General features: G+C 58.8%; 22 protein-coding genes and 2 pseudogenes. 12 read left to right on the top strand and 12 right to left on the bottom strand.

The window, feature by feature from the left end; translation table 11 throughout:
- The first annotated feature begins 35 nt into the window (after positions 1-35).
- Positions 36-269: an N-(5'-phosphoribosyl)anthranilate isomerase gene (locus tag HAT86_RS12785; RefSeq protein ID WP_167198334.1), complete on the top strand. Its 234-nt coding sequence runs from the start codon at positions 36-38 to the stop codon at positions 267-269.
- A 194-nt stretch (positions 270-463) separates the two neighbouring features.
- Positions 464-1,693 carry a tryptophan synthase subunit beta gene (trpB, locus tag HAT86_RS12780; protein WP_167198331.1) on the top strand — a complete coding sequence of 410 codons (1,230 nt, stop codon included), beginning with the start codon at positions 464-466 and terminating at the stop codon, positions 1,691-1,693.
- 227 nt (positions 1,694-1,920) lie between these two features.
- Here the strand turns inward: trpB and HAT86_RS12775 are convergent, their stop codons facing one another.
- From HAT86_RS12775 to pth, 4 genes are all read right to left on the bottom strand, one after another.
- Entirely contained in the window at positions 1,921-2,298 is a 378-nt protein-coding gene (locus tag HAT86_RS12775) for a DUF2237 family protein (RefSeq protein ID WP_167198328.1), read from the bottom strand.
- Between the two features lie 46 nt (positions 2,299-2,344).
- Entirely contained in the window at positions 2,345-2,665 is a 321-nt protein-coding gene (locus HAT86_RS12770) for an antibiotic biosynthesis monooxygenase family protein (RefSeq protein WP_167198325.1), read from the bottom strand.
- Between the two features lie 60 nt (positions 2,666-2,725).
- The gene (locus HAT86_RS12765; protein WP_167198322.1) at positions 2,726-3,889 is read right to left on the bottom strand and encodes a serine hydrolase domain-containing protein; all 1,164 of its coding nucleotides are present in this window, start codon (positions 3,887-3,889) and stop codon (positions 2,726-2,728) included.
- Between the two features lie 126 nt (positions 3,890-4,015).
- On the bottom strand, positions 4,016-4,699 hold the full coding sequence (gene pth / locus HAT86_RS12760; RefSeq protein WP_167198319.1) for an aminoacyl-tRNA hydrolase: 684 nt from the start codon (positions 4,697-4,699) through the stop codon (positions 4,016-4,018).
- Positions 4,700-4,772: 73 nt separating this feature from the next.
- Here pth and HAT86_RS12755 point away from each other — a divergent pair, with 73 nt between their 5' ends.
- Positions 4,773-5,453, top strand: coding sequence for an FkbM family methyltransferase (locus HAT86_RS12755; RefSeq protein WP_167198316.1), 681 nt, complete (start codon positions 4,773-4,775; stop codon positions 5,451-5,453).
- Positions 5,454-5,508: 55 nt separating this feature from the next.
- On the opposite strand, the gene HAT86_RS12750 is transcribed toward HAT86_RS12755, so the two are convergent.
- The 3 genes from HAT86_RS12750 to trpA form a co-directional block, all read right to left on the bottom strand.
- Positions 5,509-6,162 (bottom strand): 50S ribosomal protein L25/general stress protein Ctc, encoded by a 654-nt coding sequence (locus HAT86_RS12750; RefSeq protein ID WP_167198313.1) that lies wholly within the window; start codon positions 6,160-6,162, stop codon positions 5,509-5,511.
- A 191-nt stretch (positions 6,163-6,353) separates the two neighbouring features.
- On the bottom strand, positions 6,354-7,520 hold the full coding sequence (locus tag HAT86_RS12745) for an alpha-hydroxy acid oxidase (RefSeq protein ID WP_167198310.1): 1,167 nt from the start codon (positions 7,518-7,520) through the stop codon (positions 6,354-6,356).
- A gap of 85 nt (positions 7,521-7,605) precedes the next feature.
- Positions 7,606-8,397, bottom strand: coding sequence for a tryptophan synthase subunit alpha (trpA, locus tag HAT86_RS12740; protein ID WP_167198307.1), 792 nt, complete (start codon positions 8,395-8,397; stop codon positions 7,606-7,608).
- Between the two features lie 123 nt (positions 8,398-8,520).
- Here trpA and ychF point away from each other — a divergent pair, with 123 nt between their 5' ends.
- Complete coding sequence (ychF, locus tag HAT86_RS12735; RefSeq protein WP_167198304.1) at positions 8,521-9,618, top strand: redox-regulated ATPase YchF; 1,098 nt, start codon at positions 8,521-8,523, stop codon at positions 9,616-9,618.
- A 301-nt stretch (positions 9,619-9,919) separates the two neighbouring features.
- On the opposite strand, the gene HAT86_RS12730 is transcribed toward ychF, so the two are convergent.
- Complete coding sequence (locus HAT86_RS12730) at positions 9,920-10,993, bottom strand: site-specific integrase (RefSeq protein WP_167198301.1); 1,074 nt, start codon at positions 10,991-10,993, stop codon at positions 9,920-9,922.
- Between the two features lie 710 nt (positions 10,994-11,703).
- Here HAT86_RS12730 and HAT86_RS12725 point away from each other — a divergent pair.
- On the top strand, positions 11,704-12,801 hold the full coding sequence (locus HAT86_RS12725) for a tyrosine-type recombinase/integrase (RefSeq protein WP_167198298.1): 1,098 nt from the start codon (positions 11,704-11,706) through the stop codon (positions 12,799-12,801).
- A 446-nt stretch (positions 12,802-13,247) separates the two neighbouring features.
- A complete protein-coding gene (locus HAT86_RS16905; RefSeq protein ID WP_331272545.1) occupies positions 13,248-13,793 on the top strand; it encodes a transposase in 546 nt (181 codons plus the stop codon).
- Positions 13,794-14,135: 342 nt separating this feature from the next.
- Here the strand turns inward: HAT86_RS16905 and HAT86_RS12715 are convergent.
- The 4 genes and pseudogenes from HAT86_RS12715 to HAT86_RS12700 form a co-directional block, all read right to left on the bottom strand.
- Positions 14,136-14,291, bottom strand: a pseudogene (locus HAT86_RS12715) (DDE-type integrase/transposase/recombinase); the annotation flags it as partial.
- A 25-nt stretch (positions 14,292-14,316) separates the two neighbouring features.
- A pseudogene (locus HAT86_RS12710) lies at positions 14,317-14,487 on the bottom strand (IS3 family transposase); the annotation flags it as partial.
- A 123-nt stretch (positions 14,488-14,610) separates the two neighbouring features.
- A complete protein-coding gene (locus HAT86_RS12705; protein WP_167198295.1) occupies positions 14,611-15,510 on the bottom strand; it encodes a PCC domain-containing protein in 900 nt (299 codons plus the stop codon).
- Positions 15,511-15,523: 13 nt separating this feature from the next.
- Positions 15,524-16,327 carry an IclR family transcriptional regulator gene (locus HAT86_RS12700; RefSeq protein WP_167198292.1) on the bottom strand — a complete coding sequence of 268 codons (804 nt, stop codon included), beginning with the start codon at positions 16,325-16,327 and terminating at the stop codon, positions 15,524-15,526.
- A 184-nt stretch (positions 16,328-16,511) separates the two neighbouring features.
- Here HAT86_RS12700 and HAT86_RS12695 point away from each other — a divergent pair, with 184 nt between their 5' ends.
- The 6 genes from HAT86_RS12695 to HAT86_RS12670 are packed head-to-tail and all read left to right on the top strand — an operon-like array spanning position 16,512 to position 22,805.
- Positions 16,512-17,486 (top strand): TRAP transporter substrate-binding protein, encoded by a 975-nt coding sequence (locus tag HAT86_RS12695; protein ID WP_167198290.1) that lies wholly within the window; start codon positions 16,512-16,514, stop codon positions 17,484-17,486.
- A 12-nt stretch (positions 17,487-17,498) separates the two neighbouring features.
- Positions 17,499-17,975, top strand: a complete 477-nt coding sequence (locus HAT86_RS12690; RefSeq protein WP_167198287.1) for a TRAP transporter small permease — start codon at positions 17,499-17,501, stop codon at positions 17,973-17,975.
- On the top strand, positions 17,972-19,255 hold the full coding sequence (locus tag HAT86_RS12685; RefSeq protein WP_167198284.1) for a TRAP transporter large permease: 1,284 nt from the start codon (positions 17,972-17,974) through the stop codon (positions 19,253-19,255). The genes HAT86_RS12690 and HAT86_RS12685 overlap by 4 nt, the downstream gene beginning before the upstream one ends.
- A 39-nt stretch (positions 19,256-19,294) precedes the next feature.
- Positions 19,295-20,464 carry an acetyl-CoA acetyltransferase gene (locus HAT86_RS12680; RefSeq protein ID WP_167198374.1) on the top strand — a complete coding sequence of 390 codons (1,170 nt, stop codon included), beginning with the start codon at positions 19,295-19,297 and terminating at the stop codon, positions 20,462-20,464.
- A gap of 2 nt (positions 20,465-20,466) precedes the next feature.
- Positions 20,467-22,023, top strand: a complete 1,557-nt coding sequence (locus HAT86_RS12675) for an AMP-binding protein (RefSeq protein WP_167198281.1) — start codon at positions 20,467-20,469, stop codon at positions 22,021-22,023.
- On the top strand, positions 22,020-22,805 hold the full coding sequence (locus HAT86_RS12670) for an SDR family NAD(P)-dependent oxidoreductase (RefSeq protein ID WP_167198277.1): 786 nt from the start codon (positions 22,020-22,022) through the stop codon (positions 22,803-22,805). The genes HAT86_RS12675 and HAT86_RS12670 overlap by 4 nt, the downstream gene beginning before the upstream one ends.
- The last annotated feature ends 412 nt before the right edge of the window (positions 22,806-23,217 follow it).

The following is a 23,217-nucleotide window of genomic DNA, read 5'->3' as shown; positions in this document are numbered from 1 at the left end:
TCCTGAATTAACCACCATAAGGTCATGCTCGGCGCATGAGTGGATTGCCCGAATATCTGACGCGCGAACTATGGCTTGACCAACTCTTCTCTTCGCAAGAGGCGCGCCGTGGCGGTGTGGTCAAACGCCAGATACGCGATGTGGAGCGGTTGGTCGGTCGCGCGGCCTTTGCCGCTGCGGTGCGGGACCGCGGGTTTCAGGCTGTCGAAAATGGCCGTCATTTCGTTGTATTCTGCAATTCAGCCCCAATTCGACGCGTATCCCGGTGATGGACCGGCAAGGGCTTTCGAAAGCCCTTGCCCCAAGCCGCTTATCAGCGGCTTTGACACGTGGTTTGCAAACCACGTGTCAAAGGCGTTTCGAAACGCCTTCTATCTCGGCTCTAGTCGGTTTTCGCTGGAAAATCACAGATACGTCCCATATTGAACAACAGGACCAAGGCCCAGACGGGAAGGCAGACACGATGAACGACCTTTTCAATTCTTTCATGACCGGACCTGACGAAAAGGGCCGGTTCGGTGATTTCGGCGGGCGCTTCGTATCTGAAACGCTGATGCCGCTGATTCTGGAACTGGAACAGCAGTACGAACACGCCAAAACCGATCAGTCTTTCTGGGACGAAATGCACGATCTGTGGACACACTATGTCGGCCGTCCCAGTCCGCTGTATTACGCCGACCGGCTGACCAAACATCTGGGCGGGGCCAAGATTTATCTTAAGCGGGACGAGCTGAACCATACCGGCGCGCACAAGATCAACAATGTGCTGGGCCAGATTATCCTGGCCCGCCGCATGGGCAAAACCCGCATCATTGCCGAAACCGGCGCCGGGCAGCACGGTGTGGCCACGGCCACGGTCTGCGCTAAGTTTGGTCTGAAATGCGTGGTTTACATGGGCGCGCATGATGTCGAACGGCAAAAACCCAACGTGTTCCGTATGCGCCTTTTGGGGGCCGAAGTGATCCCCGTCACCAGCGGGCGCGGCACGCTCAAGGACGCGATGAACGATGCGCTGCGCGACTGGGTTACCAATGTGCGTGATACCTTTTATTGCATCGGCACTGTGGCTGGGCCCCACCCTTACCCGGCCATGGTCCGTGACTTCCAAGCGATCATTGGCAAGGAAACCCGCGAACAGATGCAGGCCGCCGAAGGCCGCCTGCCCGATACCATCATTGCGGCCATCGGCGGTGGCTCGAACGCCATGGGCTTGTTTTATCCGTTCCTCGACGACAAATCCGTCAACGTCATCGGGGTTGAGGCCGGTGGCAAGGGGGTCAATGCCAAGATGGAGCATTGCGCCAGTCTGACCGGGGGCCGCCCCGGCGTGCTGCATGGCAACCGCACCTATCTGTTGCAGGATGGCGATGGCCAGATCCTCGAAGGTTATTCCATCTCGGCGGGTCTGGATTACCCCGGCATCGGGCCCGAGCACAGCTGGCTGCACGATATTGGCCGCGCGCAATACGTGTCAATCACCGACAAAGAGGCGCTTGAGGCGTTTCAGCTGTGTTGTGAGAAAGAGGGGATAATCCCTGCGCTTGAACCCAGTCACGCGCTGGCGCATGTGATGAAGATCGCCCCCGACTTGCCTGCAGATCACCTGTTGGTAATGAACATGTGTGGCCGTGGAGACAAGGATATCTTCACGGTCGCGCGGCACCTCGGCTTTGATATGAAGGACGCCGATTGAGCCTGTAAACCCCGGTTTATGAAGCGCAATCTATACCCCCGGGCCACTGGCACCGGGGGTTTTCGTGCCGTCCATCCGCGAGACATGCCCAATCCCACTGCGCCGCCATGATCGGACCCAGATCATAGGCTGCCATTTTTAGGTTGTCTTGATTGTCGCGCGTGTGCCGATAACCCTGCCGCAACGGCGCGCGGCCGGCACGCCCGGTCAGACGGTCAAACTGGCCATCAAACAGGCGCGGCGTGTTCTTCCAAAACGCGCAGCGGCACGATTTCCAGTGCGCGCTTATGCGTGGCCTCAAGCTGAACTTGCGGCGCGCAGCCTTCGTCATGGGCCTGCAGGAAGCGTGCGGCGCACAGGCACCACTGATCGCCCGGCTTCAATCCGGCAAAGCCGAACTCAAGGCGCGGCGTGCTAAGATCGTTGCCGACATATTTGGAAAACGCCAGAAACTCGGCTGTCATTAAGGCGCATACGGTGTGGCTGCCCTGATCCTCGGCGCAGGTGTTGCAATGGCCGTCACGGAAAAACCCCGTGACCGGGTCTTGCGAACATTCTTTCAATACGCCGCCCAGAACATTTACCGGGTCATCTTTGCCAATCATCGCACACTCTCCGTTTGGTATTAAGGTAGCACGCCTTGCGACGATTTCACCCCTCGTGCAGCACGGTGTCGAAGCCTTCGAATGTAGGCGGCCCCATCAGCGCGTCTTGCGTCTTTGATTGGCCTGCATCCTTATGGGCATCGCGAAATTGCCGGGATTTGGTCCATGCCTCGAACGCATCGCGGCTGTCCCAGACCACATGGCTGGAATATAGGCGATACCCGTCGCCGTCGGGCCCTTTCAAAAGGCGAAATTCCCGAAAGCCGCCCATTTCCTTTAGGCGGCTTTCACGTTCGGCCCACATGGTTTCAAACTGTGTCTCATACCCATGACGCACCTGAAAGCGGTTCATCGCGATAAAGCCCATAACACCCCCGTTATTTTTCACATGTTCACTAGATAGGACAGACAGGCCCGGTTCAACCACCTATAGCGCATCGGCAATGCGCCGCATCATGGTCACGTTTTCTGCATGCGCGCCGGGCGCGCGGAAATTGCGGTCTGCGGCTGTGACCACGATCACGATATCGCGGTTCTGATCAATGTAGATATATTGCCCATAAATCCCACGCGCCATGAAGATGCCCTTGGGGGCCCCCACGGGGATCCACCATTGATAGCCATAGCCCATCTGGCCCTGCGCGGTCGGGGCACTGGCCGTGGTCGCGTCTTCGATCCACCCTGCGTGCACCACCTGACGGCCCTGATAGGCGCCCATCTGTTCCACCATCAGGCCGAACCGCGCGTAATCGCGGGTGCGCATGTTCAGCCCGCCCAGAACAAAGGCCACGCCGTTGCCGTCGCTCAGGTAATAGGGGGCGGTTTCCAGACCAAGGGGGGCGATCACTTTCTCGCTCATCACATCGGGGATGTCGCGCCCGGTGGCCCCGCGAATGATCATGCCCAGCACATGCGTGTCGATCGAAACATATTTCCACGCTGCCCCCGGCTGTCCGGCCCGCGCGGCCAAGCCTGCCGCGAACCCGTCCATCGAGCCGCCCAGTGCCAACACCCGGCCCATGCGGTTGATGTCCGAGTCGTAGTCCAGATAATCTTCGTCGAATTCGACACCACTGGTCATTTGCAGGATGTGTCGGATCGTGGCCCCGTCATATGCGCTGTCGGCCAATTGCGGCGCATAGCGTAACACCGGCGCGTCGATGGAGCTTATTGCACCTTCCTCAAGCAGGATGCCAAACAGCACCGACAAATAGCTTTTGGCCATCGACCAGCTTATGCGCAAATCGTCGGGGCCGGTGCCCTTGTGGTAACTTTCATGCACGATACGCCCGTCATGCAGCACCAAAAGCGATGTCAGATCCCGTGACGCGATCCAATCTTCGACACCCTCGGGCAAAGTCATCTGCCGGCCCTCTGGCAGGGGCGACACCGGCCCGTCCCCGCGCGCGACCGGCACCGTCAGAAAGGCCCGCTGCATGTTCGAGAAATTTGCAACGATACGATCTTCGTCGAACAAGGTGTTGACCGCCCATAGGCGCGCGATCTCTTCGCGTTTCCACAGACCGACCACGACAGCGACCAATCCGGCCATCAAAATTATCCGAAACCCCCATTTCATGGCGGAATTCATGTTCGTTACCCCTGATTTGGCTTGGAATAGAAAAGCATCCCCGTGCGCCTGCGTCCAGTGTGACGCCGTGGTCCGATGTATGTGCATCCAAGGTCTGTGCGCCGGGGCAGGGGTGATTGCGACCGCTCAGCGGAACTTGTCGACCAGTTTCTGCATCGGGCTTCGTGTGTCCTCGGCGGGCGGCTTGTCCGGCGTTTCCGCCGGTCTCGCTTGGGCTTGGGGCTTGGGTTTGGCGGGTTTTGCTGGCGCCATGCGTTGTGCTATCGCGTTGAGGAATTTGTCTTTTTTCCCATTCGCCAGCTCTGGCGCCCCATCGCTGAGGCCCCGCATCAGATCGTCCAGCCACTCGGCATCCGCCTTGGCGAAATCCTGCAGGACGTACTGCGCCACCAATTCCTTGCGCCCGGGATGACCAATGCCAAGCCTGACCCTTTGGTAGTCTTCGCTGATGTGCTGATGGATTGAGCGCAAGCCATTATGCCCGGCATGTCCCCCGCCCATCTTGACGCGTGCCTTACCGGGGGCAAGATCAAGCTCATCATGGAAAACCGTTATTTCTTGGGGGGTTAGCTTGTAGAAGCGCATCGCCTCTCCGACCGATTGGCCGCTGAGGTTCATGAAGGTCAAGGGCTTGAGAAGAATGACTTTTTCAGCCCCCAGCCGGCCTTCGCACAGCTCGGCCTGAAATTTTTGCTTCCACGGTCCGAATCCATTATCTTCGGCGATCCGCTCCAACGCCATAAAACCGATATTGTGCCGGTTCTTCGCGTATTTGGTGCCGGGATTTCCCAAACCCACAAATAGTAGCATTGCCGTTGCCCCTGTCTTTGGTGATTGTGGTCTAAGCGTCATAGCGTGCGGAATCAACGAACAAGGGATCGAAATGGCTGAATACGAGATTAATGGCGTAAAACTCCAGATCCCCGACGCACTGCTGAGCAAGCGGATTGCCGAGAAACTTGAAAACGGCCGCTACGAAGGCCACGAGGCCAACGCAGCCTTGATGCGGGTGCGTGGCGACACCCGGGTTTTGGAGCTTGGCTCGGGCCTTGGCTATATCGCGTCGATCTGCGCGGCGATTGCCGGGCCCGAAAACGTGACCACGGTTGAGGCCAATCCCGATATGCTGCCCGTGGTGCGCGGCAATCTAGAGCGCAATGGGTTTGCCGACGTGACGGTTGTGCATGGGGCGGTGACGGGGCAGGCGGATACGGGTGAAACCATCGAATTTGAACGCACAAAGGCGTTTTGGGGGGCGTCGATCGCGCGGGAGGGGGCGAAGCCCGAGACCCTCGTCAATGTGCCTTTGCTGCGCTTGTCCGATCTGATGGCCCGGTATCGCCCGCATATCGTGATCATGGATATCGAAGGCGCGGAACAAACCTTGTTCGATGAGCTTTGGCCTGCCCATGTGCGCAGCGTGATGATGGAACTGCACCCCGGACGCTATCCCGATACCATGATCAAGAAAATCGTTGATTGCCTGTCGGCGTCGGGGCTGACCTATGATCCGGGTCCGTCCAGAGGGCGGATACTGGGATTTCGCAGGTTGCGGCACAAATAAAAACGCGAGCCTGTTGAGGCCCGCGTTTTCGCAATCATTTCAAACCCAAAGGGGTTTAGTCTTCGGCCACTTCGTCTTCACCGACAGTCGGCACTTCTGCGCTTTCTTCGGCGTCGTCTTCGTCGTCTGCCGACTTCAGCGCCGACGGCGCCGAGACGTTACAGATCACAAAGTCGCGGTCGATGGTCGGCTTTGCCCCGGTGGGCAGGTCGACTTGGCTGATGGTGTAGGTATCGCCGATATCCATACCCGACAGATCAACGGTGATCTTTTCAGGGATATCGCCAGCGGTGACAACCAGCTCAACCTCGTTGCGAACCACAGTCACAACGCCGCCCTTCTTGATGCCGGGGGCTTCTTCCTCGTTGATGAATTCAACCGGGATAAACAGGTTGATCTTGGTCGTGCGGCGCAGGCGCATCAGGTCAAGGTGCGTGGGCAGGTCTTTGACGATATCCCGCTGAACGTCACGGCAGATCACCCGCACGTCGTCGTGCCCGTCAACCTTGAGGTTGAACAGGGTCGACTTGAAGCGGCCTTGCCTCAGTTTTTTGATCAGGGCGTTGTAAGGGATCTGGATCGGAAGCGGATCGACGTCACCACCAAAAACGATGCCCGGAACCATATGTGCACGACGTGCTGCACGAGCGGCGCCCTTGCCCGTCCCCGTGCGTTCCTGGGCGTGAAGATCAGGAATTTCTCCAGCCATTGTATTCTCCGTATGTTAGGGCAGGGTTCCTCCAAGGCTGTAACCCCGCGTGAAGCCGCGCGTATAGACCGTATTAGCCTGTATGAAAAGGGCGAAAGTCCAATCTTGCGCGGAATCCTTGGCGCGGTCTGGGGACGGTATGATGCCGGGCGGGCCATCGTGGCTGGATCACGGTCAAGGCAAGACTGGTATCAGTCTTGCCAATCGCCCTCGAACCCCTTTGGCACCATCAGAATATCGCGGTCTAAATCCTTGACGTCGGTGCGTCCACACAGGGCCATGGAGACATCCAGTTCCTTGTGAATAATCTCAAGCGCTTTGGTCACGCCCGCTTCGCCCATGGCGCCAAGGCCATAAACGAACGAACGGCCGATGTAGGTGCCCTTGGCCCCAAGGCTGAGCGCCTTGAGCACGTCCTGCCCCGAGCGGATGCCGCTATCAAGGTGAACCTCGATCTTGTCGCCCACCGCGTCCATGATCGCGGGCAGGGCGCGAATGGCGCTCAGCGCGCCGTCCAACTGCCGCCCGCCGTGATTTGACACGATGATCGCATCGGCCCCGACATTGAGCGCCTCGCGCGCATCGCGCGGGTCGATGATGCCCTTGATGATCAGCGGGCCATCCCACATCTTGCGAAATTCGCGGATACGATCCCAGTTCAGCGAGGGGTCGAACGCTTCGGCGGTCCATGTGCTCAGCGACGAGGGATCGGTCACGCCCTTGGCGTGGCCCACGATATTGCCGAAAGACCGGCGCTTGGTGCCCAGCATCCCAAGGCCCCAATGCACCTTTGTCGCCATGTTGGCCACCGACTTGGCCGTCAGCTTTGGTGGGGCAGACAGACCGTTTTTCAAGTCTTTGTGCCGCTGCCCAAGCACTTGCAGATCTACCGTGATCATCGCCGCCGAACATTTGGCGTCTTTCGCGCGATCAAACAGACGCTGCATGAAATCATCGTCTTTCAGGGTGTAGACCTGAAACCAGAAAGGTTTGTCGGTGTTTTCGGCCACGTCCTCGATCGAACAGATCGACATGGTCGACAAGGTGAACGGCACACCGAATTTTTCAGCGGCGCGGGCGGCCTTGATCTCGCCATCCGCATGTTGCATCCCGGTCAATCCGACCGGGGCAAGCGCCACGGGCATCGACACGTCTTGCCCGATCATCTGGCTGGCGGTGCTGCGCCCGTCCATATCCACCGCGACCCGCTGGCGCAGGTAGATATCCGAGAAATCCGAGGTGTTTTCACGAAAGGTCTGTTCGGTCCAACTGCCCGATTCCGCGTAGTCGTAGAACATGCGCGGCACGCGCCGTGCATAAATACGCTTGAGGTCATCAATGCAGGTGATCACGGGCATGAACTTTACTCCGGGCTGAACTGGTCAAGTTTGGTTACCAGTATAAAGCCCCTCGCGCAATCTGTGCCTACGCCCGTTTTATTGTTCAGGCCGAATGCGCCCCATCGGCCAGCCCGCGCACAAAGTCCAGAACGTCGGCCACCGGGGTGCCACCCGCCAATTTGCCCACAATTGCCGATCCAACCACCGCGCCATCAGCGACACTGGCAATCTCACGGCTGGTTTCCGGGCTACGGATGCCAAAGCCGACGATGATCGGCAGATCGGTCTGGGCCTTGATGCGGGTCACTTCCGGGCCGACATCGGCCGCCTCGGCCGCGGCTGCGCCGGTGATGCCGGTGATCGAAACGTAATAGACAAAGCCACTGGTGTTTTGCAGCACTTTCGGCAGGCGTTTGTCATCCGTCGTGGGGGTGGCCAAGCGGATAAAGTTCAACCCGGCGTTTTGTGCCGGTATGCACAGCTCGTCATCTTCCTCGGGCGGCAGATCGACCACGATCAACCCGTCAATGCCCGCAGCCTTGGCATCGACCAGAAATTTATCGACGCCGTGATTATAAATCGGGTTGTAATAGCCCATCATCACGATTGGCGTCGTGTCATCGTCTTTGCGAAACTCTGTGGCCATGGCGAGGGTTTTTTTCAGCGTCTGCCCACCCGCAAGCGCGCGCTGCCCGGCCAACTGAATGGTTTCGCCATCGGCCATCGGATCGGTAAAGGGCATCCCCAACTCGATGATGTCCACACCTGCGCCCGGCAATCCTTTGACCAGCTCAAGCGAGGTGTCGTAATCCGGATCGCCCGCCATCACATAGGCAACAAAGGCTTTCTTTCCTGCGGCGGTCAGCTCGGCGAATTTGGCGTCGATACGGGTCATTGGTGTGTCCTGTGATTGATCGAACCGGGTTTGGCGGAAAGGCGAGCGAAAATCAATGCCCTGCTTGACCTAATGGTGTTGCGGGCCGTAGATGCGCGCAATTCAGTTTCAGGAGGGCCGATCATGGGCTTCAAAATGGGAATCGTCGGGCTGCCCAATGTCGGCAAGTCGACGCTGTTCAATGCTTTGACGAAAACGGCTGCGGCACAGGCGGCCAATTTCCCATTTTGCACGATCGAGCCGAATGTCGGTGAGGTCAACGTGCCAGATGCGCGTCTGGACAAGCTGGCCGCAATCGGCGGCTCCAAACAGATTATCCCGACGCGGATGACCTTTGTGGATATTGCCGGTCTGGTCAAAGGCGCGTCAAAGGGCGAGGGGCTGGGCAACCAGTTTCTGGCCAATATCCGCGAGGTAGATGCGATTGCCCATGTGCTGCGCTGTTTCGAAGATGCGGATGTCACTCATGTCGAGGACCGCGTTGATCCTGTGGCCGATGCCGAAGTGATCGAGACCGAATTGATGCTGGCCGATCTGGAAAGCATCGAAAAGCGGCGCGCAGGGCTGGTCCGCAAGCTGAAAGGCAATGACAAAGAGGCCGTGCAGCAAGACCGGCTGTTGGCCGCTGCCCAAGCCGTGCTGGAAGACGGCAAGCCCGCCCGCGTCGTCGATGTGGACGAAGAGGATGCCAAGGCGTGGAAGGGTCTGCAATTGCTGACCACCAAACCCATCCTTTATGTTTGCAACGTCGATGAGGGCAGTGCCGCCACCGGCAACGCATTCTCGGAACAGGTTGAGAAAATGGCCGCCGACCAAGGCGCGGGAACGGTCGTCATCTCGGCTCAGATCGAAGAAGAGATCAGCCAGTTGGAGGCTGAAGAAGCCGAGGAGTTCCTGAGCGAACTGGGCTTGGACGAGGCCGGGCTGGATCGCCTGATCCGCGCCGGGCATGATCTGCTGAACCTCGAAACCTACTTTACGGTCGGCCCGAAAGAGGCCCGCGCCTGGACGATCAAGGCCGGAACAAAAGCCCCGCAAGCGGCAGGTGTGATTCACGGTGATTTCGAAAAGGGCTTCATCCGCGCCGAAACCATCGCATACGATGATTTTGTCACCTGCAACGGTGAACAAGGCGCCAAGGAGGCGGGAAAGATGCGCGCCGAGGGCAAGGCCTATACCGTCAAGGATGGCGACGTGTTGCACTTCCTGTTCAACACCTAAGGCGCTCTTTGTGGCGCAAACGTAGCAAGGCCATACCGCAGAGCGTTGCCGAAAGTTTTGATGTGGGCAACACCTGCGGGCTGATGGTCTTGGCTAAGAATTTGGCCGATCAAGATTTAACCGGGCCGAATGCCAATTCCGACTTGCCCCCCCATGCCTGTTTCGTTAAACGCGTCCTCGGAGACGTGGCCGAGTGGTCGAAGGCGCTCCCCTGCTAAGGCAGCGCACTTTCCGGGTAAGCCGCTGAAAAACAGCGACTTTTCCCCTCCCTTAATTCGGGATTCCCAAATTCTTCCCAGCATCACCGGAAGTTCCAGCCGTGGGCGAGCAGCCGGTCCGCGAGGTCCGCAGCGGGCCGCTTGCGGTAGCGGCGCGCCATGGCCGCGTCGGCCCATCCGCCTCGATCGATCAGCAGATCGTGGTCGCCAACCTGCGCGCTGAACCACGTGGCTGAGCAGTGGCGCAAACTGTAGAACACGAGTTTCTCGTAGCCGTCGTCCTGTTTGTCCTCTTTTTCGTCCCGATTGAGTTCTGCGGCAACGCAAAGCTTGTGAAATTGCCGGATCACGGTGCTCCCCCGCTCCCCATCCGGCACGATTTCCTTGCCCGTGGTCGACAGAAAGACCCGGCCTTCTGACGGCAACTCGCCAATGAGATCCCAGGCTCGTTTGGGTAGCCGAACAAGGCGGGGTCGATACTTTGTCTTCCCTGCGCCGCGCTCCTCGCCCCGTATCCAGACTTCACCAGTCGCCCGATTGATATCCTTGGCCCGCACACAGAACATCTCTCCCGGCGTGGCGCCGCTGCCGATCAGGAAGGCGATCATCTTCAGCAAGCGTCGAAGAGGGTCCCGCACGGTCTTCGGTGGGTCTTGCGCCACCCGGATCAAGCGCTCGAACTCTTCGGGCGTCAAAATGCGTGTGCGCACGTGATCCTCTATGGTTTCCGGCCGCAACCCGAAGGCGTTGTTGATCACGGCCATGAGCGGAACGGCGATCTGCCGCCGCGCGGTCCCGTCCGCCCAGCCGGGCTTCCTAAGATCGACCTTGCACTGCTTGCGCGTGAAGGGATCGATCTCGTCGACCGCTATGACCGGGCCGAAATAGTCGACGAGCCGTGCGACATACTTCCTGTTCTTGCCATGTTCTGCGAGATATAGCCTTGCCGCCTCTGCGAAGGTCGGAAACGGCGATAATGCGCGTTCCCAGGCCGCGTCGTGCACGCCCTTGGCCACTTCAATGGCTATTTCAGCCGCCTCGAAATCGCGGACCCCCGTCGACCGACGATACCTTTGCCCCTCGACGCAGAAATCGTAGCAGTACGAGCGGCCATCCCAGAATGGGTGCCAGCACGCTGTTCCTTCGATCTTTCCCATTTCATTGCACTCCTTAGGTTATAAATGTGTTTCCTGTAGAAGACGGGCTTTCGGCCGCGCCACTCACAGACCTCAAACGAACGCGCATACTTCTTCCTGATGATCAGGAAATAACGCTGCGAAACTCCGAGATGCGCCACAGCCTCTTTCAAGGAGAGAGGGCGTTCCGAAAGATCGTAGTCGTCAGTGTCGGTCCTGAGATCCATTCCTGGATTGTCCTTTTGCCGTGCCTTCCATGCGGTCCTGATGACCGCTGTCACTCGACGAGCTTGCGCCAATCTGGGCGTGAGCCGCCGAGTACCTCTCCCAAAAGCGTGGCCAACAAGCGGGCTGTCAATAGAGGGCAAAAAGTGCACCCGGGAGCAGTATTTCCTACAATAACAGTCGGAATAGCCCTATAGGGCTATCTATATGATCTGATTGATTTTCCCGCGTCTTGCCAAACATCTTGGAAACTGTGAGCCGGAGAAATTTCGGTTTACGCATAAAGATCAGGGAAAATTCCGGATGGAAAATCCTGGTCCGTCCAATCACCAAAATCCTGCTGAGACAAATTGCTGAAAGTGAACACATTGCAAGGAATGTTCATGTGGTTTTTCATCGACCAGAAACCCTGAATGGGAAGTGCCAATAATTTTCGTGAGAAATTTCTTCGTAGTTCGCAGAACTGGCCAATTTCTCTCCCGTCATAGACGTGAAGGGAAACGATCTTGGGAAAAAGTAATCCATGGATTCCGACCTGGTCTGCCGGGAAAAATGATTGGGTGATTGATTTCCGAGTGGAGGGAAAACGATTCAGAAAAAATCTCCGCATCCGCGACAAAAATTTGCGCTCCACCGCCATGCAAAAAGCACGGAACATCTACAAGAAGGCATGGCGGGACGCGGGAAGTTCTAATCGTGAGAAGAAGGTCTCAACCTTCAAGGCTGTTGCGGAACTCTACATCCAGCAAGGTGGGGAAGAACGGTTCCTGCCGAAGATCGTGAAGCACTTCGGCCCTCACATCCGCGTCGATGAAATTTCCCACCTCGACATCGCGCGGGCCGCTCGTGCCATCTATCCGGATGCGAAGCCGGAAACGGTACGTCGACAGTTGCGCGTTCCCATCAAGGCTGTCCAGAATTTTGCGGCTGGAAGGCGGCGCGAGAAAATTCCCGACACACGTCGGACGCGCTGGTTAACCCCCGAGGAAGCCGAGAGATTATTGGTGACGGCAGCGGATCCTGAAGCCATCAACTTGCGCGACCCCAATCTCGAAACGTTGCGGAAAATTACCTTCATGCTGGGAAGTGGAGCGGGGCCGGGCGAGACGATGGCTGCCCTGGGAGAAAACTGGAATCCTGCTACGCGTGAATGGTGGCTGGAAGGGACCAAGACCGTCTTTCGCGCACGTTACGTTCTTTTACCAATACGAGCCGTCGAACTGATCGGGAAAATCCCGGACAGCGGACCGGCGTTTCCCGCCCCGGATGGGCAGACCTACACGTTCCGGAAGAACCGGGGCGGACAGATGGCCGTCGCCTTCAACAAGGTTCGTGACGCCGCAGGGCTTGGAAAGGCCGTCACACCCTATGTCCTCAGGCACACCCGACATTCGTGGATGTATGCGATGACAAAGGACTGGGGCGACCTGCTGGACCAGGGGGGCTGGAACCGGTCGGATACCGCCAACCGGTACCGCAAGATCACGCCCGATGATCTCGGTCACCGGCTGCTTGAACATGGATGGGATTTTCGGAGGGATCCCGGCGCTTCCGTGCGCTTCGGGGAAAAGGTTTCGTTGAGGATTCCACCTGACACTTCGTGAATTTGCCGATTGCATCGCTACGTTGGCTACCAGCGTTCAGAGAGATTTTTCCCGGTACAAACGACTTCTTGCCGGTCATTTTTCCGGGGGTCGTAGAACAATATGTCTGGGTGGCCGGGGTGCGAATGTCTGCCAGACGCCGCAAGGATTTTCCGGTCAATATATGGGGCGAGCGCTTCATGTTACTCATGGGCACCTGCCGAAAAATGTTAAAGTGATCGAACTCAGGTTGCGGCGGTTTGTCGCATCTTGTCTATGCGTTTTGCCATTTCTGGGCACACCAGCAACAGATCGTGTGCCGCATATGAACATACCAATTAGCTAACCGATTCGCTTTGGTCGGCGGTTTTCTTGCGGCGTCGCAATCGTCGGATATGAGACTTGGCAACTCAAGCAAGAGCTGCGTTTCTGTCTTGAATTAGCCTTTCAGTATTGCAAACGGCCCATTGCCGACCTCCATCGACCGGTTGCTATGCTGCGACGCGGTCCGTCATTCTGGCCATTCGCTGCGACTGCAAAATAGGTTATCGACGTCATGCGCCCCTTCGCCAACTGCGCTATCTTCATGGCAAATCAGACAGCCTCGATGCCGAGAGCGCGGCCAGTTCAGTTCTGAACTGGCCAGCTACGGCAACCCTGAGCGCATCCAGTCCGAAGCCGCCCTGGCCAAGCTCTGTGACGTTTGCCCGATTCTGGCATCCAGCGGCAGGACCAACAGGATGCGTTTGAACCGTGGCGGCAATCGGCAAGCCAAAGCACCGCTCTCTACCGCGTCGCCATTGTGCGCATGCGCGATGATGAGAGAACCAAAGTTTACGCAACTTGGCGCACCGCGGAAGGCAAAACCCGACGCGAAATCCTGCGTTGCATCAAGCGCTAAATCGTCCGCGAAATATATTGCGCCCTGTGCGTGCCGCCAACCAAGGTCAGCCGCGCTTGACAAATTTTGGAGCATCAATGCCATCGCCGAGACGATCAACAGCCTTTGTTAGACCAAGGTCATTGAGCATGAGGGGCCCTGGTCCGGCAAGAAGAACGTCGAAATGGCCATCCTGGAAAGGGTGCATTGGTACAATGAAAAACGCCTCTACGGACCGCTCGGATATATCTCACCCGCAACAGCAGAGAGGAATTTCTACAACGCAGAACACGCGGCTAAAATGGTCGCTGAGTGACGAACTCTGACGTCTCCGGTAAACTCGGTCTGGTTCAGGCTCCTATGAAGTCGCATCTCGCCCGCTGCCGGGGCAACTTGATGGTCGACACGTCAACGCAATGACACGAAGTCAATCATAACATGGGTCAGGCCATCAGGCTGCAATACCACATTAACAATCGTAACAATTTCCGGTTTCGCTCATTGATACCTGGAACCCATGTTGACGCAGGAGCTTCTGGTAATCGTGTGAGCAGTATTGCGAGCCGCGGTCCGTATGGTGAATGCAGCCCTTGGGTGGCTGGCGTAGCGCAACCGCCATCTTCAATGCCCGTGACCTGCCCCCGATGGTCCCTCATTCACAATGAGAGTCTGCGGGTTTGGTTTTCATATTCGTCGTTGTTGGTTTGGGCAAGCGCGCCGGGCGCGGAGCTTTCAAATTGCTCAAGCGTCCGGCGCGCCTCTGCGCGCGTTTGATTTCCGAGCGATGAGTGCGGCCTGACATTGTTGTAGTCGTAGCGCCAAAGCGACTGAAGACTTCACTCGCTTGATCGTAATCTTGCGGGTGTATGGCCTAACTGTCTCGATCGGATTCGAGGCCACCGGCAATTATTTTCGAGTTGGATCAGCGATATTGAACCGGTGCCGAGTGTTCATGTCACTTCCAAGAAAAGCTCAAAGCAAATGAGCACGGGGTTCTCGCCCCGCGTGGGGGTTCCGCGGTGGACGATCCCATCGACGTCGACCAGTTCTGTCGTCACTTCGAGACGAGGGTTTCCGTGAGAGTCCGGCTCGATTGATCCACCGGTGATCACGTGTTCCGTCGGCAGCTTCATCACCGTCGGTTGGCCGTTGAGGTCAACGCCTGCAGTGCTTCCGATGCCAGACAGGATGCGCGCGCTTCGAATGCCTTTGGCGCGGCAAGCGTCTTCAATACCCTTAACGAGATCCACATTCGGGCGCAGGCGAAGGGCCACGAAAGTTCCCTCTGCGGTGCCCGGAGTGTCAGGTGCGAGGCCGAAGAGATCAAAACCTGTTTCGTGATCGTGGAAAACCCCGAAGGCCACCTCGCTCGTGCCGACGGCTCTAAGTCGAGCCGGGCGCGCCACGATAGCTTCGTAGGGCAGAATATGGCCGCCGACGTGTGTACCTTCAGCGTCGCTCCAGACGCCGTGCATGTGAATGAAAGGCATTCCGTCCTTGTTGCCCCAGGTCGCCGCCACGGTCTCCACCCGCACCGTGCCCGGTGGCGCGTATGTCTTCGTGTAGAAGGCGATGCGGGTGCCGTCCGGACAATAGGACGGCCGGACATAGCGCAATGGCGCAAAGGTCAGCCCGTCGAACCTTAGTGCTGCTGCGCGCAGACCATGAGGGGCCAGTGCATCGGCGATGCTCTCGCAGATCGTTTTGCCCGGGGTGAGTGTCGCAGATACGCGCTTGAGGGTTCCCCGTGCGCACTGGATCCGGTCCGGTTCGGCCGGTCCAGGATGAGATATGTGGACCGGGGTGCCCGGTCCGTTTGGGCGGACACGCGTGCGAGTATCGAGGGCCATTGAAGCCTCCTGATTATGATTTTTCATTGCGCGGCGAATGGGTTCGGTCCTTGCGAATTTGTAACTGGGCCGAAATTCGCTCGGCTTCGCGCGAGAGCAACTCTGCTAGCTCGCTCTGTCGGCTATGAGAAAAGCGATCCTTCATCGCGCCAATGGACAGTGCGCCGACGACCCGGTTTTCGTTGTCTGTCACAACGCGGCCCATGGCCCAGGCATTTTCGTGGATCAGGCCACGATTCAGTGCCCATCCCACTGCGCGTGTCTCTTCGATGAGGTCGCGAAGCAGAGGACGGGTTAAAGCGGGATAGTGTTTGGCATGCGCCGCTTCGGTTTCGGACAGAACGATATCCACCTCCCAATCCTCGAGCGCAGCCAACAGTGCGATTCCGTGAGCACCGACGCCAAGAGGATACCTTTGACCAGCGGCCAATATGTGGGACCGGATCGGAAAACGGCCTTCTTCGCGTAGCAAACAGAGGCTCCAAGACCCTCTGCGCGCACCAAAGAAGGCGGTGTCCTCGCTATCTGCTGCCAGTCGCAGTGTGCTGTCGCGGGCCAAGGTGTGAACGCCGTGTCGCGATTCGGCGATAAGGCCGAGCGCGCTTGCGCCTTCGCCCAGATGGAAGCGGTCGGTCACGGCGTCGCGCTCGACTAGGCTGGCGCGGATGAGCGCACTGATCAGGCGATAGACAGTTGGGCGCGTCAGTTCGCTGCGCTCGACTAAGGCCTGCAGGCTGGCTCCGTCATCGCCGCAGCCGCCCACGATATGAAGCAAGTCGAAGGCGCGATCCACACTTTGGCTTCCGGTTAACGTCATCGGCGACCTCCATAATATGGACAAATAGAGACAGAATTAGATTCAATATAAAGCAAAATCTTTTTAAGTATAGATTTGACAGATTGTAGGTGTCCATATTACAGACAAAGAGGGTCCGGCGTGGAGGAGCCTTGCCGAGGATCGAGAATACACGTGCGAAGCGCGTTAAAGGGAGGAGATTTCGATGGGACTACTGCGTTCGAAAAATATGGCCGTTGCTGCATTGCTGGCGATGACGGTGCCCGCCACGGCTGAGATTGAAGAGCAGACTTTGCAAATGGCGCACGACTATTCACCGGGCAATGTCTGGTACGAAACCTCAATGCGCTTCGTGGACAACGTGGCCGAGGCGACCGATGGCAAGGTAACATTTAACGTCGCCGATAGCGGATCGACCGGAAGCTGGGTCGAGCAGATCGAGGCGCTGACATTCGGCACCAACGACGTGGTACTTCAATCCGTCGGCACACTGGACGGCTACGGTGCTCTGGCCGGGATTGAGGCCTATCCCTATCTGATCCGGGATCTTGACCACTTTCGCACGGTATACCAGGGAGAGCTCGGGCAGGAGCTTTACGACGACATAGCCGAGGCAACCGGGTTCAAGATCGCCGGTGCAGGTTATCGTGGAGCGCGCATCCTGACCACAAATGCCCCGATCGAAAGCGTCGAGGATCTTGCCGGAGTGAAGCTGCGCGTGCCGCCCCTAAAGATGTATACGCGCACTTGGGAGCTGCTGGGTGCCAGCCCAACGCCAATGCCCTTCTCGGAAGTATTCACATCGCTTCAGCAAGGCGTCATCGACGGGCAGGAAAATCCATACGAAATCGTCGACAGTTTTCGGATGGACGAGGTCCAGAGCCACGTGACCGAGACCAATCACGTCCTCGGCGCAATGACCTTCATCTTCGACGCCAGCACGTTCGAGGGCTACGACCCTGAGCTGCAAGAGGTTCTGCAGACTGCCGCCGAAGAGGCGATGTCCTGGGGCACCGAGCAGCTGATCGAGAAGGAAAATGAGCTCAGAGCGGCCCTTCAAGACCGCGGCATGATCATTGCGTCGCCAAATCTGACGGCGTTCCGTGACCGCGTCGCTCCGATCAAGGAGGACTTCCCAGACCTCGCCGAATGGGTTGAGCGTATCCAGAACGTCGATTAAGGGCATCTGGTCGTGTTTGGCAAGCTTGCCTCTGTTGTCGAGCGGGTCCTTATCGGGGTCCTGACCGTCATGGTCACGGCGATCATGATCCAGATCGTGGGCCGTTACGTGTTCAGCAGCACCCCGTCCTGGACTGAAGAGGTCGCCCGGATGTGCATGGCCTGGGTCACGATGCTGGGCAGCGCCGCACTGGTGCGGCGTGACGACCACATCGCAGTAACTGCAGTGATCGACGCCTGCCCGCCGACCCTAGCCCGTGCGCTTCTTGCGTTGCGCGACGCGCTGATGCTCGTGATGGCGGGCGGGCTTGCCTATTACGGCTACGGGCTTGTGCTGGTCGGCGGACGTCGCACATCGCCCGCGTTGGAGATCCCCATGTTCTACCCCTATCTCGCCATACCCGTCGGAGCAGTCTTGATCGCAGTGATGCTGGCACTGCGCCGGCTGGAATGCGCAGAGCGCGACGTCAAATCGGAGCGTGCGCCATGAACACCATTTTTCTGGGCGTATTCATTACCGCGCTAGTGGCGATCGCCATGCCGTTGGGCTTCGCGATCATCCTCGCCGGCTTGATGGTCATCTGGATAGATGGCGGTATCAACCCGGTAATCGTCGCGCAGCGTGTCTATGCGGGGATGAACAGCTTCAGCCTATTGGCCATCCCGTTCTTCCTACTTGCCGGGTCGCTGATGTCCGCCAGCGGCATGACCCGGCGGCTGATCGACTTTGCCAACGCACTGGTCGGCCGTCATCCTGGTGGACTGGCTATGAGCAACATCACGGCCTCCACTTTCTTCGGCGGTATCTCTGGCTCTGCTGTGGCCGATACCAGCATGCTGGGCCGGATCTTTATCCCCGAAATGAAGCGGCTTGGCTATTCGGGCAGTTTCAGCGCCGCGGTCACGGCGGCCTCCTCGGTCGTGGCTCCGATCATTCCGCCCTCCATCGCTTTCATCGTCTATGGAGTGATCACCGAACAGTCGATCACGCGCCTCTTCATTGCCGGGATTGGTCCGGGCATACTCTACACGCTTGCCGCGCTGATCCTGACCGCCATCCTCGCTCGGCGCCGCAATTTTCCCGTCCATCAGGTCAGCTCGTTTCGGGAAATGCTGCGCGCAGGCTTTTCCGCTGCTCCAGCACTCATGATGCCAGTGCTGATCTTAATCGGCATCTTCGGTGGCATCTTCACGATTACCGAGGCCTCGGCCGTCGCTGCCCTCTACGCGCTGTTCGTTGGAACAGTGGTCTATCGCGAACTGACCGTCGCGGGTATCCTCGCCGCCATGCGGGAGACCGCCGAGACCACGGCGGCCATCATGATCATCGTGGGCGCAGCACAGCTCTTCGCGTGGATTCTGGCCTATGCACAGATTCCGCGCATGGCGGTGGATGCCATATCGACGATCGGGGCAAACCCGCTGCTCTTCCTCCTGCTCGTGAACCTGCTGCTGCTGATCGTCGGCACCTTCATGGAGGCCAACGCCGCCATGGTCATGCTCGTCCCGATCCTGCACCCTGCAGCCATGGCACTGGGGATCGACGAGACGCAGTTCGGCGTCATCGTGGTTGTCAACCTGTGCCTTGGCCTTATCACGCCGCCGATCGGTCTGTGCCTCAATGTAGCGTGCAAGATCGGCAATGTGCCCCTGGAGAAGAGCTTGCCCGATGTCATTCCATTCCTTGGCGTGGGCGTGCTGTTGCTAGTCGCGCTGTCGCTATTCCCATCGCTGACGCTCATCATTCCGTCGCTGTTCTACGGCAGCTGACATCCCTTCACCCTATCCTAAGCAGGAGACTTCATCTTGATACATTCCGCAATAATGACTGGCTGGGCCCACTCCCGGTTTGGCAAGAGTGACGCACCAGACGTTGAGTCCCTGATCGCCGAAGTCGGGACGGCTGCATTGGAGCATTCCGGGATCACGGCAGCTGAAGTCGAATTCGTGGCACTCGGCGTGTCCAATAATGGCTTCTCCAAACAGGGATTCGAGGCCGGGCTAGTCGGGCTCGCCATTCCGGGGTTGGAAGAGACTCCCGCGGTCCACGTGGAAAACGCTTGCGCCACAGGCAGCGCGGCGCTTCATGCCGCGCTCGACTTCGTGGAATCCGGGCGCGGGCATGTGGCGCTGGCCATCGGGGCAGAAAAGATGACGGGTGTCGACACGTCCAAGGTTGGTGACATCCTTCTTGCAGGCTCCTACCGGCCCGAGGAAGGCGATATCGAAGGCGGGTTCGCCGGGGTCTTCGGGCGGATCGCGGGGTCCTATTTCCAGGCCAATGGCGACCGTAGCCGCGAGCTTGCGATGATCGCCGCCAAGAACCATGAGAACGGCGTCCACAATCCCTATGGCCACATGCGCAAGGATCTGGGCGTGGATTTATGCAACACCATCTCGGAGAAGAACCCCCGCGTTGCGGGGCCGCTGCGCCGCACCGATTGCTCTTTGGTGTCCGATGGGGCTGCCGCCATCGTCGTGATGAGCGAGGAGATGGCACGCGGGGCCCCCCGCGGCATCCAGTTCCTGGCCCGCAGCCACTCCAACGACATCTTCCCGCTGTCGCGTCGCGACCCGACAGCGTTCGAAGGCCCGCGCCGGGCCTGGGCACAGGCATTCGAGCGCTCGGGTCTGTCGCTTCAGGATCTCGACTTGGTCGAGACACACGACTGCTTCACCGTCGCCGAGATGATCGAATACGAAGCCATGGGCTTGACCAAGCGCGGCGAGGGCTGGAAGGCCGCCGCCGAAGGCTGGACCCGCAAGGACGGCAAGCTTCCGGTGAACCCCTCTGGAGGTCTCAAGTCGCGCGGCCACCCCATCGGAGCCACCGGCATCTCGCAGCATGTCATGGCGGCCATGCAGCTCATGGAAGAAGCCGGGGATATGCAGATTCCGCGGGCCGCCACCGCGGGCGTCTTCAACATGGGCGGTGCGGCCGTCACCAGCTATGTCTCCCTCATGCGCAGGACAAGCTGACTATGCAAACCGTTGCGAACCTTTCGAACTTCCTCGTCCTGGCGGCGCGGCAATTTCCCGATCGTCCGGCCATTATCCACGGCGATCTGTCCCAAAGCTGGGCGCAGACGCGCGCGCGGGTCGGGGCCCTTGCCGCGGGTCTGCGCGATGAGCTGGGCATCGAACCGGGCGACCGGGTGGTCGTACATCTGCCAAACGGCGCGCCTTTGCTGGAAAGCATGTGGGCAGTCTGGTCCATCGGCGCTATATGGGTGCCCTCCAACATCCGCTCGATGCCGAAGGATCTCGCTTGGATCTTCGAAAGCACCGGCGCGCGCGGCCTGATCTGCGATGCAGAGGCCCGCGATCACGTCGGCATAGAAGCTGATACCCTGGAGACCCGGCTTGTGTCCGGGGGGCAGAACGATCCGTATGAAGCGCTCCTGGCGCGCCATACGGGAGCCGACCTCCGGCCGATGGTAATGCAATATGGCGACCCTGCCTGGTTCTTCATGACCTCGGGAACGACAAGCAAGCCCAAGGCCGCGATCCTGACCCATGGTCAGATGGCCTATATCGTAACGAACCACATCGCGGATCTGATGCCCGGTCTGAGCGAGCGCGATGTGTCTCTCGCGGTCGCACCGCTATCCCACGGCGCAGGGACACATTACCTGATCCAGAGCGCGCGGGGCGGAGCCACCGTCATTCCCGAAGGCCGCAGCTTTGACGCCGCAGAGGCGTGGGCACTGGTCGAACGGTACGGCGTGACCAACATGTTCACCGTGCCGACCATCCTGAAAATGCTGGTCGAGCACCCCGATGTCGCATCGCGCGATCATTCCAGCCTGCGTCATGTGATCTACGCCGGCGCGCCGATGTTCGCCGTCGATCAGCGACGCGCTCTGCTGGCGCTTGGCCCGGTGTTGGTGCAGTACTACGGCCTCGGCGAAGTGACCGGCTGCATCACCGGCCTGCATCCCGACCTGCACGGCGACCCGGACCGTACCGGCAGCTGCGGCGTGGCCCGCACGGGTATGCAGATCGACATCCAGGATCCCGAGGGCCGCAGCCTTCCATCGGGCGAAATCGGCGAAATCTGTACCATAGGGCCCGGCGTCTGTGCTGGCTATTGGAACAACGAGCAGGCGACCGCAAAGAGTTTTCGCGACGGCTGGTTTCTGACCGGCGACATGGGTTACCTTGACGCCAACGGCTTTCTCTATCTGACGGGACGGGCCAGCGAGATGTATATTTCCGGCGGCTCGAACTTGTCGCCACGCGAGATTGAAGAGGAACTGCTTGAGCATGACGCCGTTCAAGAAGTCTGCGTCTTCGGTGTTCCAGACGACAAATGGGGCGAGATCGGTGTCGCGATCGCCGTAACGGACGCTGATGCCGACCTGTCCGGCGAGAGCCTGCGCGCGTTCCTCAAGTCGCGCCTGACCGGCTACAAGGTGCCAGCCCGGATAGAGATCCGAGAGGCCCTTCCCAAATCCCCCAACGGCAAGATCGTCCGGAAGGACGTACGCGCCGAATGGATCGCCTCCCAACCCGCCAATACCGGAGACCGTACATGAGATTTCAGGGAAAGGTTGCTGTCGTCGTCGGCGGCGGATCGCATGATGACGGGTGGAGTAACGGGAAGGCATGTGCTGTCGCCTATGGTCGAGAAGGTGCTCAAGTCGCCGTCCTCGATATTGACGTCTCTGCTGCGCGCAAGACCGCAGAAACGATTACTAGCGTAGGTGGGCAAGCCATCGAAGTTCAGGTCGATGTGTGTGATCTCGGATCCGTGAACGATGCCATTGCCGCGGTGCTCAATCAGTTCGGCCAGATCGACGTCTTGCACAACAATGTGGGGGTGACTCACATGGGGGGGCCTGTCGATCTGGACGAAGAGACGTTCCAGCGATCGCTTGATCTGAACCTCGGGTCAGTCTATCGCACCTGCAAGGCGGTACTGCCGGGCATGGTGGAGCGTCGCAGCGGAGTAATCGTCAATGTGTCGTCCTTGGCTGCAATACGGTATACTGGTTATCCCTATTTCGCCTATTATGCCGCCAAAGCTGCTGTGAACCATGCGACAACCGCCATCGCGATGGAGCATGCTCCGAACGGCATCCGTGCCAACGCGGTGATGCCGGGCCTGATCGACAGCCCCCTGATCTACCGTCAGATCGCAGGCCAATATGTGTCACGCGACGAGATGGTAGACGCCCGCAACCGAGCCGTTCCACTTGGTCGGATGGGAACAGCCTGGGACATTGCCGAAGCTTCTCTTTTCTTGGCATCCGATTCGGCAAAGTTCATAACTGGCGTCTGTTTGCCCGTCGACGGAGGCCAGAGCTGCCGAGTATAGCTTGAGGCCGACGTAATCGCGATACTTGGGCCTGAACGGTCGTTTTCGCTGGTACGACCCACTTTATGTCACCGTCTTTGTGCGATCATGGCGACCATCCCGCCGGTGGCAGGCTTGATACTTGGCCGCAGCGGGACGCCGGACGGCGCCATCCTCTTCGATCGGTGCCTGGGCCATTCCAGCGAAAGGGCCTTCCATGGATCAAGTTATCATTGGCGTCGACACGCACAAATCCAATCACATTGCCGTCGCCATCGACGCGCACGGCGCCCGCCTGGGCAGCACGAGCATTTGCGGGTTTCAGTAATTCCCGGACAAGCATTTCAGTAATTCCCGGACACGCGTTTCGGTAAATCCCGGACAGTGATTTCGCTAATTCCCGGACAGCTCCGGGATGGCTTTGGGCCGGGTT

Origin of the sequence: Roseovarius gahaiensis, assembly GCF_011601345.1 — a bacterium.
Classification (GTDB): domain Bacteria; phylum Pseudomonadota; class Alphaproteobacteria; order Rhodobacterales; family Rhodobacteraceae; genus Roseovarius; species Roseovarius gahaiensis.
Note: the sequence above shows the minus strand (reverse complement) of the source record. Positions and strands in the feature narration are given on the sequence as shown.